The organism is Aquiflexum gelatinilyticum (assembly GCF_024813435.1).
Classification (GTDB): Bacteria; Bacteroidota; Bacteroidia; order Cytophagales; family Cyclobacteriaceae; genus Cognataquiflexum; species Cognataquiflexum gelatinilyticum.
Window position 1 is genome coordinate 135,758 of sequence record NZ_JANAEZ010000005.1, and the last position, 16,573, is coordinate 152,330.

General features: G+C 42.2%; 6 protein-coding genes. 5 read left to right on the forward strand and 1 reads right to left on the reverse strand.

Annotation, left to right across the window (positions count from 1 at the left end; all coding sequences use genetic code 11):
- Window positions 1-61: 61 nt before the first annotated feature.
- Genes NK987_RS12730 through NK987_RS12745 form a run of 4 tightly spaced genes read left to right on the forward strand, consistent with a single transcriptional unit; the run spans window position 62 to window position 13,804 of the window.
- A complete protein-coding gene (locus tag NK987_RS12730) occupies window positions 62-5,914 on the forward strand; it encodes an ATP-binding protein (RefSeq protein WP_259264154.1) in 5,853 nt (1,950 codons plus the stop codon).
- A complete protein-coding gene (locus NK987_RS12735; protein WP_259264155.1) occupies window positions 5,911-7,917 on the forward strand; it encodes a tetratricopeptide repeat-containing sensor histidine kinase in 2,007 nt (668 codons plus the stop codon). Before NK987_RS12730 ends, NK987_RS12735 begins: the two co-directional genes overlap by 4 nt.
- A complete protein-coding gene (locus NK987_RS12740; protein ID WP_259264156.1) occupies window positions 7,914-10,058 on the forward strand; it encodes a sensor histidine kinase in 2,145 nt (714 codons plus the stop codon). The genes NK987_RS12735 and NK987_RS12740 overlap by 4 nt, the downstream gene beginning before the upstream one ends.
- The gene (locus NK987_RS12745; protein ID WP_259264157.1) at window positions 10,055-13,804 is read left to right on the forward strand and encodes an ATP-binding protein; all 3,750 of its coding nucleotides are present in this window, start codon (window positions 10,055-10,057) and stop codon (window positions 13,802-13,804) included. The genes NK987_RS12740 and NK987_RS12745 overlap by 4 nt, the downstream gene beginning before the upstream one ends.
- 133 nt (window positions 13,805-13,937) lie before the next feature.
- Here the strand turns inward: NK987_RS12745 and NK987_RS12750 are convergent, their stop codons facing one another.
- Entirely contained in the window at window positions 13,938-14,195 is a 258-nt protein-coding gene (locus tag NK987_RS12750) for a hypothetical protein (RefSeq protein WP_259264158.1), read from the reverse strand.
- Between the two features lie 201 nt (window positions 14,196-14,396).
- On the opposite strand from NK987_RS12750, the gene NK987_RS12755 reads away from it, so the two are divergent.
- Window positions 14,397-16,481, forward strand: a complete 2,085-nt coding sequence (locus NK987_RS12755) for a tetratricopeptide repeat protein (RefSeq protein WP_259264159.1) — start codon at window positions 14,397-14,399, stop codon at window positions 16,479-16,481.
- Window positions 16,482-16,573: the final 92 nt, after the last annotated feature.

A 16,573-nucleotide genomic window follows, 5' to 3' on the forward strand; every position in this document is an offset into this window, starting at 1 on the left:
TGGACGAATCTGTAAAATTCAAAGAGTAGACCTCAGAATATTAATTACCCAAAAAGCCAATATGAAGAAATCCAATAAGGATCGGGAATCCGAAGTTTTGAAAGTCTACAATTTGTATTGGGACAGCTATTTAAACGGATACCTTGAGACTTTTGCATCCACCATGGATGATGCTTTTGAAATGATCGGAACATCAGAATCCGAAGTCTGTCATTCCAAAGAAGATGGCATAGAATTTTACAAAGCCCAAATCCAAGAGGTAGTGGGAAAGACAGAAATGAGAAATAGAATCATTTCTTCCAAACCTTTGGGTGACATGTTTCTCGTGAATGAAGCTTGTGATGTATATATTTTAGGTACACCGGAATTGACTTTTTATTCCAAACTGAGATTGTCGACGATTCTTCATGAAACCAAGTCAGGGTGGAAAATAATACAGCAGCATGGTTCTCTCCCTGACATGCGTGTGGAGAAAGGGGAAACAATGGCTTTTAAGAAAATCACAAAAGAAAACCTTGAACTCCGTGATGCGGTAAAGCGCCGGACGGCCGAACTGGAAAGGAAAAACAGGGATTTGCATGTAGAGGCAGCGTTGGAAAAGGTAAGAGCCTTAACAATGGCCATGCACAGTAGCGAGGATGTAGGAAAATGCATCGTCAAGATGTTCTCTGAACTCACTGCATTAGGTGTCGATGAAGGCACCCGATTTGGCATCGGCATCCTGAACCATGACAACGAAAACAACCAACTTTGGACGGCCCGCAAAAATGGAGATGAAGTCAACATGCATATCGGCAATATCGATATGACCTCACACCCCTTGCTGAAAAGCGCCTGCAAAGCCTGGAAAGAGCAGACTCCCTTCCACAAGTATGTATTGGAAGGAGAGGATTTGCTGGATTATTATCGAATGCTCAATAAAGCACCTGATTATAAGATTCAGATCCCGCTTGAAAAATTACCCAAAAAAGAAATACAACATTGTTTCATCTTCGAACATGGATTTTTTTATGCCTTTAGTCCCCGTGAATTCCAACCCGAATTGATTCACATAACCAAGCGGTTTAGTTCTCTGTTTGCACAAACTTACCAAAGGTATCTCGATCTGGTAAGAGCTGAAGCCCAAGCCCATGATGCAGAAATCGAATTGGCTCTCGAACGGGTAAGGGCAAGAACGATGGCCATGCAGCACTCTGATGAGCTGACCGAAGCCTCAGTGGTTTTGGACCAGCAGGTCAGAGCATTGGGTATCGAAACCTGGGGCTGTGCTTTTCATATATATGCTGATGATCCTGAAGGGGATTATGAGTGGTTCAGTAGCCGTGAAGGGACTTTGCCATTTTACAAAACTCCCAGAGAAAATTTCTTCTTGAAGTTTTACGAAAAAGGCAAAGCCGGAGAAACTTTTCATGTGGAAGAATTCTTAGGTGACGATTGCAAAGTTCATTATGATTACCTCATGACTATTCCGGTTATGGGTGATGCACTTCGTGAAATTGTGTCTTCTGGTGCCTCCCTTCCTGAGTCGCAGTATGACCATATTGCTTTTTTCAAGCATGGATTTTTATTATTCATTACCTATAAGCAAGTTCCCGAATCACATGCCATTTTCCAGCGCTTCGCTAAAGTTTTCGAACAGACCTATACGCGTTTCCTGGATCTCCAAAAAGCGGAAGCCCAGGCAAAAGAAGCAAAAATAGAAGCAGCTTTGGAAAGGGTTCGGTCCAGAACCATGGCCATGCACCATACCGAAGAACTCAAAGAGGTCATCCAGGTCGTATTCGAGCAAATGGTGGGTTTGAGTATCCATGTCGATCATGCCGGGTTTATTCTGGACTATAAAGAACGGGAGGATATGCATATTTGGCTGGCAGATCACCAACAAGGAGTGCCAACTGAGATCACCATTCCCTATTTTGATTCCCCGCATTGGAACAGTTACCTCGAAGCAAAAGCCAAGGGAGAATCTTTCTTTGCCAACCTGCTCCCCTTTGAAGTAAAAAACAAATTCTACCGGGATCTTTTTGAATTGATTCCGGAATTAACGGAAGAAGCGCAGCAAGCAATTTTCAACAAACCTGGACTTGCCATTTCCACTGTATTGCTGGACAATGTGGGCTTGTATATCGAGCATTACTCAGAGACACTTTTTAATGCCGAAGAGAATGCTGTTCTGATGCGGTTTGGAAAAGTATTCCAACAAACCTATACCAGATTCCTAGACCTCCAAAAAGCCGAAGCACAAGGAAGGGAATCACAGATAAACCTTGCAGTAGAAAGAATTCGAGCGATGGCCTTGGCAATGCACCAAACCTCCGAATTAAAAGAAGTCATTAAAATAGTTGATGACCAAATAAAGGCACTCAATGTGGACAATTCCGGAGGAGCCTTTATCGTAATCAATGAAGATTTACAAGATGGTTTCAGCTGTTGGGGTGCGGGAGGAGTTGGTAACTATATCCGCAAAGTTGACATTCCTTTTTTAGACAGACCAATTTATAAGGAGCTAAAAAAAGGTATAGAAAACAGAACTCCATTTTTCACGGAGAATTACGGTTATGAGGAAAAATGGGAATTCTTCAAGCATCTTTTCAAGCATGCCCCTTTTGACGAAACTCCACCTGAACGCCAGAAAGCATTGCTGTCAAATTCCATGGGCTATGCAAGATCTTGTGTTGTTTCAAACAATACCAGCATTTTCATTATCAATCACAATGGAAAGGCTTTCAAAGAGGATGAAAATAAAATCCTGCGAGAAATAGGGAGAGTGTTTGAGCAGGCTTATACCCGGTTCCTAGATCTGCAAAAGGCAGAAGCTCAGGCGCACGAAGCCAAAATAGAAGCAGCACTCGAAAAAGTCCGCTCCCGAACAATGGGCATGCAGAGTAGTGAGGAACTTCCCGAGGTAGCAAATCTCCTTTTTACTGAAGTGAGAGCACTCGGAATCCATGCATGGAGCTGTGGATACAATATTCTTGCAGAGGATAAGAAAACGGCTACCTGCTGGATGAGTAGTGAAGGAACCATTCAAACGCCATTTCAGCTTCGCCTTTGGGGTGAAAATTCATTCGATGAAATGGGTGAATTCGTCCTGAGTGATCAAACAATGTTGGTTCAGGAACTTGGCGGAATAGCGTTGGAGGAACACTATGATCACATGAAATCCTTCCCGGATTTAAAACCCACTTTTTCTGCTATTGAAGCGCAGGGACTTTCCCTGCCCACCTACCAAATCAACCACCTTTGCAAATTCTCCCACGGTTTTCTGCTGTTTATCACCTACGAACAAGTTCCGGATGCCCATGATATTTTCCGGCGTTTTACCAAAATCTTTGATCAGACCTATACCCGTTTTCTTGACCTGCAAAAAGCAGAAGCCCAAGCCCGTGAAGCTCGTATTGAAGCTGCCTTGGAACGTGTAAGATCCCGCACCATGGGAATGCAAAAAGCCGAGGAATTGGGAGAAGTAGCCACGATATTGTTCGGAGAGATGAATACCCTTGTGGACAATCTTTGGACCTGTGGTTTTGTGCTTTGTGAAAAAAACCGAAAAGAAGACGAGTGGTGGCTCAGTCTAACAAACGGATTGATTGAGCCTTTTTCTCTTCCAAATGTAGGGGATTATGCACATGAAACGCTCTATGAAGGTTGGGAAAAAGGAGAAGCTTATTGCAAAGTGACCCTAGAAAATGAACGCTTACAAGAGCACTACGACTGGCTGATGAGCATCCCCATTGCGAGGAAAATTTTTGAAGACATGGAAGGTTCAGGGATTCCACGTCCAAACTGGCAACGCTTACATGCCGCCTATTTTAAGACTGGGTATTTGGTCATTATTACTGAAGTGCCCTGTGAAGAGGAAGAAATATTCAAGCGCTTCGCTCAGGTATTTGACTTGACCTATACCCGATTCCTTGATCTTCAAAAAGCGGAAAAACAAGCCAGAGAAGCCCAAATTCAAGCAGCATTGGAAAAAGTCCGTTCTCGCTCTTTGGCTATGCAAAGTCCAGATGAACTGATCGAGGTAGCCCAAATGCTCCGAGAGGAAATGGGGGAATTGGGTGTTGAAGAGCTGGAAACAAGTTCCATCTACATTCAGGATGAGAGTAGCGGATTGACGGAATGTTGGTTTACTATCAAGAACACATCGAATCCCGGTAAGGCTGTTGCCGATCAAATGACCATCAAGTTGGAAGAAACTTGGGTTGGAAGGCAGATGAGGGATTTTTTCCAATCCTCAGCTGAGAAAACTTCCATTTTGATGCAAGGAAAGAACCGAATCGAATGGATCCGATACTGTGAGGGAAAATCAAAATTATTTGGAACAAGCAATTTCTATGGGGAAACCATTCCAGAGCGTACCTATCACTTGTATAAATTTTCAAACGGCTACATCGGAGCAGCCGCTCCGGGGGAGATTTCCTCAGAAAGCTGGGACCTGCTAAAAAGAGCCACCGCTGTTTTTTCCTTTGCCTTCACGCGTTTTCAGGATCTTCAAAGGGCCGAAGCGAGCGCACGGGCGGCGATGAGACAGGCTTCGCTTGATAGGGTAAGAGCTGATATCTCCTCTATGCGCAGTGCCAGTGACCTGGACAGAATCACACCACTGATCTTTAAAGAATTGACCGTACTAGGTGTTCCATTTATCCGCTGTGGGGTTTTTATTATCCAAAAAAAACAAAAAATAGTAGAAGCCTACCTTTCCTCACCGGAGGGTAATTCGTTAGGGGTTTTGAGGCTTCCCTATCAGGCGAGCGAACTCACCTATCAGACAGTGGAGGCCTGGCGAAAAGGAGTGGTTTACCATCAGCATTGGAATAAGGAGGACTTTATCCAGTGGATCAACCAATTGATGGAACAGGATCAGATCCAGGACAGCAGCACCTATCAGGGAACTGCGGCACCTCCCGAATCGCTCAATCTTCATTTTGTTCCTTTCACACAGGGGATGCTTTATGTTGGCGCAGTCAATCCATTGGATGATGAGGAATTGGAATTGGTTCAGGCATTGGCCAAAGCTTTTTCCATCGCCTATGCCCGATTTGAGGATTTTGTCAAGCTGGAGCAGGCCAAAGCCGAAGTGGAATCCGCCATGAGCGAACTCAAAGCCACGCAATCTCAGCTCGTGCAGCAAGAAAAACTCGCCTCCCTCGGCCAACTGACCGCCGGTATCGCACACGAGATCAAGAATCCGCTGAATTTTGTCAACAACTTCTCAGAAGTCTCAATCGAACTTGTGGATGAGGCAATTGAAGAAAGGAGCAAGAGCCAAGAAGCAAGGGACGAGACTTTGGTGGACGAAATATTGGAGGACATCAAGTCCAACCTCAAAAAGGTCCATGAGCATGGCTCCCGCGCCAATAGCATTGTAACCTCGATGTTACAACATTCAAGAGGAGGATCGGGGAAAAAAGAACCGACTGACCTCAATGCCCTCATCAAGGAATATGTAAACCTCTCCTTTCACGGAATGCGCGCCGGTAAAAACCCTATCAATGTCGATATAATCCTGGACTTGGATCCTGAGGTAAAGGAAGTATCCCTGATCAAAGAGGACTTTACAAGAGTAATCATCAACCTATGCAACAATGCCTTTGATGCAATGAGGACCGTAACGACGCTGCATGCTGCGTCTCTAAGAGTACGCACCAAAGCTGAAAAAGACTTCATCATTATTGAAGTAGCGGACAACGGCCCAGGTATACCAGAAGAAATCAAAGACAAAATCCTACAGCCTTTCTTCACTACCAAAAAAGGAACAGAAGGTACAGGACTTGGGCTGAGCATTACACATGATATTGTAAAGGCGCATGGAGGGGAGTTGAGGGTGGAAAGCCCTCCTACTAGCGATAATGGTGAAGTGAGAAACGGATCAAAATTTATTGTCTCTTTACCTAACGAAACAACGCTATGAAGAAACTGGCGACAATATTGATTCTCCTCCTTTTCATTGGTGCTAAACGGACTATTGCACAAAGTCTTGATACGATCATTGCCAATCACAATACCGTAACTGATAGCCTAATGCATGCCCTCACTCAATCAAAAACAGACACCGGCAAAATTGCTATTATGGTCAGACTGTGCAATCAATATATGTTCAATAAGCCTGATTCCGCTCTTTTCTATGGCTATCAAGCTATAAATATTGCCAGAGAAGTTGGGTTCCCAAAAGGAGAAGTTGATGCCATGCAAGCAAGTGCTATTGCATTAAATACACTCGGGAATTTTTCCAAAGCCTTTCAAATCACTCTGCAGGGCGTCAACCTCGCAAGCAAAATTGGTCAGAAAGAAATGAAAGGAATGCTTCTGCTGGGCCTAGGTCATACATACACCAACATTGGTGATTATAAAAACGCATCAAAGTATTTTCAACAAGCCTACCTTGTTTTGGATTCGGTGCAAAAATCGGAGGCTCACCCTTTGCCTATGGCAACGCTTGCGATGTCCTATTTAGGCAACGCTTATTTGGAATTGAATAACATCGATTCAGCAACATTCTATAATCAAATGGCATATGAAAAATCGATTCAACTTGAAACTAATTGGTTGTCCAATATTACACTGATTAACCAGGCAAGAGTGGAAGAACGAAATGGACATTTTGATCTGGCCAAATCTTACCTGCATCAAAGCACGAAGGAGGCTACAAGTACATTTTGGTTGTTCCAAGCCAATTTCGATATGGCCCAACTCCATTATCGGTTAGGAGAGAGTGATTCGTCCATTTTCTACGCAACAAAATCTTTAGACATAGCCAATGCTAGTGGCATTTATACCAACATCATAGAAGCAAACGAATTTCTTTCCCAAATCCATCGGGAAATAGATTTTGAAAAAGCACTAGCATATAGCACCCATGCAATTGCTTACAATGACAGCTTAACACACTTAGCCAACATTACTGACTTCGAAACAATCGCAGGGTTTGATGAACAACAAAAAGAATTTGAAATTGCTGCCGCAGAAACAGCTTTCAAAAATAGTTTTAGGCAAATTTTGTTGCTGAGTGGCCTCGGAGTGATTATTGTAATTGCTTTGATTATTTTCCGTGGCTATAGAAAAGAAAAGCAAGCGGCATATTCACTGCTTCAAAAAAACCAACAAGTTGAATCAGCCTTAAGGCAACTCAAATCCACCCAAGCCCAACTCATCCAACAGGAAAAACTCGCCTCTCTCGGCCAACTTACCGCCGGTATCGCACACGAGATCAAGAACCCGCTGAATTTTGTCAATAACTTCTCGGAGGTGTCTATGGAGATAATTGAAGAGACCTTGGAAGAGATGGAGAAGCGAGAGACCAGAGACGAGACACTCATACAGGAAAACCTAGAGGATATCCAGTCCAACTTGCAGAAAATCCACGAACACGGCAGTCGCGCCAATAGCATTGTGACCTCGATGTTACAACATTCCCGTGGAGGATCAGGGGAAAAAGAACCGACTGACCTCAATGCCCTGATCAAGGAATATGTAAACCTGAGTTTTCACGGTATGCGGGCAGGAAAGAATCCGATCGATGTTGAGATAGTCTTGGATTTGGACCCCGAAGTAAAGGAAGTATCCATGATCAAAGAAGACTTTACAAGGGTAATCATCAACCTGTGTAACAATGCTTTTGATGCCCTAAAGACTGTAAAGACGCTGCATGCTCCGTCTCTAAGAGTACGCACCAAAAAGCAGGGAGATACAATAACCATCGAAGTAGCGGACAATGGCCCCGGCATCCCTGACGACATCAAGGACAAAATCCTGCAACCCTTCTTCACCACTAAAAAAGGCACCGAAGGTACAGGCTTGGGGCTGAGCATTACGCATGATATCGTAAAGGTCCATGGGGGAGAATTGAGCATTGAAAGTAAATCCGGGCAAGGAGCTACTTTCATAATTTCACTACCTAAAATCGGTATTCTATGAAAAGACTTTTGATTTTTCTTTTGGTTATTTATGCCTTTTCTTTTAACAGTTTTGCCCAACAAGAGGTGATTGTGTTATCGGCTGATATGTTTAAGTCTCATCAAAGGATTTTTTTAGCGCCATTGGATGGCTGGATTTTCAGACAAGGAAATGACCCCAAATGGGCAGATCTGGACTTGGATTCCAATGGATGGGAAACTATGAATCCCACAGCTCTAAACCCAAAGATGGAAGATGAAAATGGAAGGTTGGAAGGCTGGTTTCGGATCATATTAAAATTAGATGACTCTTTGAAAGACACTCCGTTTTATTTGAGCAGGAGTCTTTGGGCAGCCACAGATGTCTATCTTGATGGGAAGCTCATTCATTCTTTCGGAAATACTGGAGATCCCTATCAGGCTTTCAATCCCATCCTCAAATATCCGGTTCCTATTGATCTTGAGGCTGGGAAGGAATATCTGCTGGCCATCCATTTTGTGGATTACGAATCTACTTTTACCCAGCGGGAAATCAGACTGACCCCACAGAATCTCCAGCCCTTTATCAACCTAACCGGCCCTGATTATACTACGTGGGTCAGCAGGGATTACAAGCATACCCACATCTATGTGACCCTTTGCCTTGGGGTTTCTTTCTTATTGTTTTTCCTGTATTGGTTTCTTTTGTACCTCAATCCCGATCAGACCTTGTTCCGCATCATTGCTTGGTACACGACGGTCGTTTTGATTGGAGCAATTGTTTTTTTCGGCAACACGTTTTTTGAAATCTCCTACAGTTTAGAAAAGCTCAGGTTTATACTTTTTATCACTTTCCAAGCCATCATGACCCTTTTTGGGCTCTTTATCTTGGAGTGGGTTCTTACTCAAAAAATATCGAGGCTGTCCTGGGCTTTACTTGCGGTATTGCTTATCATGAATATCCCGGCGCATATTTTTTCTATTTCCCAACCATTCGCCATAGCTTTTGTCTTCATGCTCCTGCACTTTGGGAAAAAGCTATACGCTCATAGACTTGAAATAAAGGGAGCAAAATGGACAATTGTAGCGGCAGTCGTCATACCAACCGTGGCAATTATTGTCCAAATCATTCTGCATAAATATTCGCTGGATCTGTACAATGAATATGACAAACTGATTCTTTCACTGCATATTTTAACTCCGCCTTTATTTTATCTGGCCTACATCTCAGTCAGATTCAAGGAAACCCTTTCAGCTGTCCAAATTGAAAGTCAAAAGCTCCTGCAAGTCACCGAAGAAAAGCGAGAAATTTTAGCCAATCAAAATATACTGCTGGAAGCTCAGGTAACCGAAAGAACCAAGGAATTAAAAAACTCTTTGGAAAATCTCAAAGCCACCCAAGCCCAACTCATCCAACAGGAAAAACTCGCCTCTCTCGGCCAACTTACCGCAGGAATCGCGCATGAGATCAAGAACCCGCTGAATTTTGTCAATAACTTCTCGGAGGTGTCTATTGAGATAATTGGCGAGACCTTGGAAGAGATGGAGAAGCGAGAGACCAGAGACGAGACAATCATCCTAGAAAACCTTGAGGATATCCAGTCCAACTTGCAGAAAATCCACGAACACGGCAGTCGCGCCAATAGTATCGTGACCTCGATGTTACAACATTCCCGTGGAGGATCAGGGGAAAAAGAACCAACTGACCTCAATGCCCTCATCAAAGAATATGTTAACCTGAGTTTTCACGGTATGCGGGCAGGAAAGAATCCGATCGATGTGGAGATAGTCTTGGATTTGGACCCTGAAGTAAAGGAAGTAGCCCTGATCAAAGAGGACTTTACAAGGGTAATCATCAACCTGTGTAACAATGCTTTTGACGCAATGAGGACCGTAACGACGCAGCATGCAGCGTCTCTAAGTGTAAACACCAAAAAGCAGGGAGATACAATAACCATCGAAGTGGCGGACAATGGCCCCGGCATCCCCGACGACATCAAAGACAAAATCCTGCAGCCTTTTTTCACCACCAAAAAAGGTACCGAAGGAACCGGACTTGGGCTGAGCATTACACATGATATCGTGAAGGTGCATGGCGGAGAGATAAAGGTCGAATCCGAAATAGGGAAAGGCACTACGTTTACAATACTGTTGAATCACAAACCATCACCCCAAAGCATATGAAACCCAAGACAGGATTTTCGCACCCCATTTTTTATCTGTTATTTATTCTATTGGTAGTGGCCATCTCCTGTACCAACAAAACCGACACTCCTTTTCCGGAAAATGGGTCAGGATATGAAATCCCAAAAGCTGTTCCCTTCCAAATGCCGGAAGGAAAACCCATCCAATGGAAAACCTATCCGGAGGACAGTATTCCCAAGGCTGTCAAAATTGCCTTTGATGTAGAAAAACTCCCCTCAAAGCCCTTTACCATAAATGAGTTTAAACCGCTCAAAAATCCCATCACTTCTACTTCTTTTGATTGGGATAAGCTTGAATCCATACCTTTTAAAGCCGATTCTATTGATAAGTTTCCTGTCAAAGTCCGGAAATTCATCTTACCTAATCCAGTTGTGACTTCTGCGGCCCTGCCTTCAGTATGGACGGGAGGAACATCTGCCATTGTGAGATTGGGTCAAGCTGAAGGTTTGTTGGGAAATAAAGTTTACTCCCTGCAGACTGATAATTTTGGGAGCGTCTGGATTGGAACAGAACGGGGATTGCACAAATACAATGGTTCTGAGTTTTTGACTTATAATTTCTTTGGAAAAAATGAAAACGGCTCCATTGAAATAATCTCCGATCTGATATTGGATAAAGAAGGTAGGTTGATTATTTCAGGTTTAGTTACCGGGGTTTATCGATTGGATATTACGTTGGGTATCTTAGAGCATTTTGCTTACGAAAAAGGGTTTGTACGGATGGAATTAGACCATCAGGGAATTTTGTGGGGGACAAATAATGGCTTGTTCTTCCTAGATATGGAAAACAGGCTGATTTCTGAGGTCGACCTTCACCGGACCAATCCCAATATGAATATTGCTTTTGGAGTCAAAGAGGACAGTCAAAAAAATATTTGGATAGGTTTGGGACAAAAAATCGGAGTACTTGATCCCGAACGAAAAGCCATCCGGTTTATCGGAGAACCTGAAGGCCTTGTTGTGAGGACTGCCTATAACTTTACAGAGGACAAATCCGGGAATGTCTGGATCACCGCGTTTTCAACTGATGCTTTCAGTGTTTCCCTGCAAAACAGCAAGATCAATCATTTGGGAGCTGCTCAGGGATATTTTGGACGGACCACAGATGTATTTGAGGATAAAATGGATAGGCTTTGGCTGATATCCAACGATACCGTTACGGTGTATGACCCGGTTTCGTCCAAAATTAAGAAAATCCTGACAGGTTCACCGATCCGGGTGGTGGGTTTTCCCTCTTCCTCCATGATGGGCAAAGGTGGTGAAATATGGATAGGTACAGACAAGGATGGCATTCTCTTGATTGATCCAAAGGGAATGATGGCGGAAAATTTTTCAACCAATAATGGCTTGGAAAGCAATGATGTCTGGGGAATCGATGAAGATTCCCAAGGAAGAATCTGGATGGCGACTTACAGAGGCATCAACATTTATGACCCGGAAAAAGAAAAACTTTCACTTTTGAAACTTCCTAGTGAATTGAGCGGAAATGATTTTCGCCAATTGATTGCGATCGGGGAAGATAAATTTCTTGCTGGTATTATGGGTGGGTTTGCCATCATAGATGTCCAGGCGAAATCCATCACCCATTACAATACCGTTCAAAAAGGCCTTGTAAACGCTGTATTTAATGGCATACAAACTGCAGATGGTAAGTTTTGGATGGGAACAGGAAACGGATTGTTGGTTTTTGATCCTTCTTCAAATTCCTTCCAAAAATTGGACAAATCAAATGGACTAGTATCCAACACCTCCTTTGTCGTCATCAATGACCGGAAAGGAAAGATCTGGGTTTGTTCAGATGCGGGGATCAACATCATCGATCCCAAAACCAATACCAATGTGACCTTACAAAAAAAGGAGGGATTGCTAAGTAATTATAACTCCATGGTTTTTGAGTCTGCATCCGGAGAAGTTATTGTCGGAGGGGATGAGGGCTTCTCGATCTTTAGTTTGGATGAAACTTCCATCACCCACGTTTCGGCCAAAAACGGCCTGATGCCACCGGCACTATATGACCTGACTGAAGTAAACGGAAAGATCCATGTCGGTTCTGAAAACGGGATAATCGTAGTCGATCGGCCGACACCCAACAATCCCGATCAGGTTTGGCATTTTTCCAATTATGGCAAATCTTCAGGGATTCCATACAATGATTACAACCAGTCCACTGCATTTCCAACCAAAAAAGGTCCGGTTTTTTGGGGAGCTTCACCGATCATGACTGTGGTGCATCAGGACCCCATCATGGACAGCCTTGCCCCTGTGGTAAAAATCAAAGGGATGAATATCATGGATCAAAACCCGGTATTCATGCATACTTCTTTTCTAAAAAACAGCCTTTCTGAGGGAGATACGCTTTGGAACAGTGATTTTTCAAAAGGATTTACAAAAGACAATTTTCCTAAAGATTCCAGTTATCTTGCCCAAAACAACATCCAATGGGATAGCATTAGCCCGGGTTTTCAGATGCCTGTAAATCTCAAACTTCCCTACGACCAAAATTCCTTCAATTTCAGTTTTGTCAACCAATCTGTTTTGGGAAGGGATAAAATTGTGTACAGGTACATTTTAGAAGGGGCAGACCAAGCATGGTCAAACGTCAGTCCCAAAGCAAACTCCCGGATTTATTATAACCTTACCCCGGGAGATTACACATTCAAGGTGGCCACCCGGGGATTCAATGGTATTTGGAGTGAACCTGCCACTTTGGATTTTGAAATCCTCCCTCCATGGTGGCAGACTTGGTGGGCATATTTGCTTTTTGCCTCGCTCTTTGGAGGTATGACTTATGGAATTGTCCATGTAAGATCACAGTATCTGAAAAAGGAGAACAGGATTTTGGAAGAAAAAGTAATGCACCGGACTTCGCAACTCAATAAATCCATAGATGAACTCAAAGCCACCCAATCCCAACTTATCCAATCTGAAAAAATGGCTTCCTTGGGTGAACTCACAGCCGGTATCGCCCACGAAATCCAAAACCCACTGAATTTTGTCAATAACTTCTCTGAGTTGAGTGTGGAGTTAGCTGATGAATTGAAGGAGGAATTGTCAAAAATCACTTTGGAATTAGGTCAAAAAAAGGAGTTGGAATCTATAGCGAACGACATCATCCAAAACCAACAAAAAATCCACCACCACGGCAAGCGGGCAGATGCAATTGTAAAGGGAATGTTGGCACATAGCCGAAACAACTCAAGCCAAAAGGAACCCACAGATATCAATGCCTTGGCGGATGAATACTTGCGATTGTCTTACCACGGATTAAGGGCCAAGGATAAAAGCTTCAATGCCGACTTCAAGACAGATTTTGACTTAAGCCTTCCAAAAGTAAATGCGGTTCCACAGGACTTGGGCAGGGTATTATTGAATCTGATCAACAATGCATTTTATGCAGTAAGTGAAAGGGCAAAACAGCACAATGAAGGATACAGACCAACAGTCGTGGTAAAAACCATCAACCTTGGTGATAAGGTGGAGATTAAAGTAATTGATAATGGAAATGGGATTCCCGAACATGTCAAGGATAAAATATTCCAGCCCTTTTTTACCACCAAGCCCACAGGACAGGGGACAGGATTGGGACTATCGTTATCTTACGACATTGTGAAGGCTCATGGTGGGGAATTGAAAGTAGAAACAAAACATACCTCTTTCAGCACGGATGCTAAAGAGATTGGCGGAAGGGGAGAAGGCACAGAATTTAGAATAATATTACCATGTTGAAGGTTTCTATATCTGGTAAGCCAATAAATCTAATTGCTTTGGATAGGTGCTATTTCAAAAAAAATCCTAAACCGGGTATCAATCAGATACCTTGCTTAGGATTTGCAAAGATTAATACCTTTACTATCAATGATTACCTTCTTGTCCGGGCTGGGTCAACTCTGGTCCTTGCAGGATCTACAGCACGGGTTCTCGCGGGATCCACTATCTGTTGAGCCAGGTTTTCATTGATCTGATCCAGACTATCAGAAGACCCTTGTCCATCTTCATCAGAAGGCAATAGATTATCCTGATCATCAGTGTTGGAATCTGCCAATTCAAAGCTTGACTCTAATTCAAAAGTAAAAAATATGAACCCGTTGTTTTCAAAATTGATAAAGTGCTTTTTCATGATTTTAAATTTAAAATGCAAATTTTATATATTAAAGGTAGTTTTTTATGTTAAAAAACCAAATTTTAATACATTGAAAATGTGTGCCATGAATTACCAACAATCAAAACCTTAATTTGTAAAATATATATGAAGTCCGTTCTTATGTTGATTAAGGGAAGTATTTGGGGTTTTCGACTGGTCGTTTTCAGCTTTTTTTATATGCCTTTTTTAGAAGTTCAGGCACAGACCATTGAAAGTCTGAATTCAGAACTTGAAACCCTTAGGCAAAAACCTGGCTTTGAAAAAGATACCATCTATCTCAATAAAGCGAATGAACTTGGATTTATGCTTGCAGAAAGTAATCCGGAGGAGGCTTTTACTTTTCTCGACAAGCAAATAGAAATGTGCAGGAAGGCAAAATTTGAAAAAGGTGAATCTGAGGCGTTGAAAATATATGGGAATGCCCTCCAAAATAAGGGGGATTTTACTGCTTCTATAGGATATTACCAAAAAGCACTTTCAATAGCAGAGGGTCTGCCGGATGGAAATCTTGTCCCGGGAATCTTGAATAATATCGGTTTGGTTTACTTTAGCCAAGGAAATTATGCAGAGGCTTTAAAAAATTTCTATGATGCTATAAAAGGAGCTGAAAACACAAAGAACCTAAATGTGAAAGCTGCTGCGTTGAACAATATCGCTCTTATCTATTTTGAACAAGGCAAATTTGAAGATGCGAAATCCAAGTATATAGAGATGTTGGAAATCTATAAGGTTTTGGGAAATCAAGGCCGGATGATTCTCGCTTTAAATAACATTGGTGATGTAGAACTCAAGCAAAACAGACCTTTTGATGCACTTGAAAATCTGAAATTGGGACATGCCATGGCTCTAGAGCTACAAAGCTCGGAATTCATTGAGATGACTTCGAGGACTTTGGCGGATATTTACACAGCGCTTGACAGCATCGATAAAGCAGAAATTTTATACAAACAATCAATATCAATATCCCAAGAAAAGGGATATGGGGTTCCATTGTCACATTCGACTATCGGTTTGGCTGATTTGTACCTTAAGAAGGGAAAAATCAAAGAAGCCTTGGATTTGGCTAACGAAGGTTTGGCACAATCAGAAAAAATGGGGCAGATTATGCAGTTGCGTAATTCAAATGAATTGTTGGCAAAAATTTATGAAAAAAACGGAGACTTTGCTGAGGCTTTGGAAAAATTCAAACTTTTCAAACAGTATAGCGACAGTGTCAACAATACTCAGGGACAAAGACTTGCTGCAACTTTAGAGGCTGAATATGAATTTTCTAAAAAGACGTTGGAATTTGAAAAAGCTAACCTAAGGCAGAAATGGCTTATTTTTTCTGCTTTTTTCGGATTGTTTGCCTTTTTGATCATCCTGTTTTTGGTTTATCGAAACAGGAACAAACTTAATAGGGCATTTCTTATCCTGAAGGAAAAAAACATTGAAATCGGAAGCAAAAACGAGAAATTGGAAAATGCCCTTTCACAATTAAAGGCAACACAATTACAGCTTATCCAATCAGAGAAAATGGCGAGCCTTGGTGAACTTACAGCAGGGATTGCCCATGAAATGCGAAATCCTATAAACTTTGTAAATAACTTTTCGGAAGTTAGCCATGAATTGATTGGAGAAATACAAGAGGAAAGATCCAAGAGTCAAGAAGCAAGAGACGAGTCTTTGGTTACTGAGATACTTGAAGATGTCAGATCAAACCTTGAAAAAATAACCCATCATGGCAAACGGGTAGATGACATTGTAAAAGGAATGCTAGAGCACAGCCAAAAAAGTTCTGGTGAAAAAGAATTGACAGATATCAATGCTTTGTCTTATGAATATTTAAGATTGTCTTTTCAAAGCATGAAAAGGATTGAAAAAGATATCAATGTAACCTATGAAACTAACTTTGATACGAGTCTTCCAAAAGTGAATGTTATACCACAGGATATTGGCCGGGTATTGCAGAATATTTTCAACAATGCATTTCAGGCCCTAGCGCAATCTTCAAAGAGTATTGAACCACACCTAACCGTCTCCACGAAAAATTTTGGTGACCAAATCCAAGTTTCCATATCCGACAATGGTCCGGGAATTCCTGATGCGATCAAAGACAAAATCTTCCAGCCTTTCTTTACTACCAAGCCGGCTGGACAGGGAACGGGATTGGGGTTGTCCCTTTCTTACGATATTATCAAAGCACATGGGGGCGAAATTTTGGTGAAAAGTAAAGAAGGAGTAGGTAGTGAGTTTGTAATTACAATCCCCAAAGAAGCTTAATCAAAAGAGAACTAAATATTTTGATTTTTTACCTATCAACCATATTTCCAATTATTGAGGCAGTTTTAACATTTAGACAGAAAGAGGTCTAG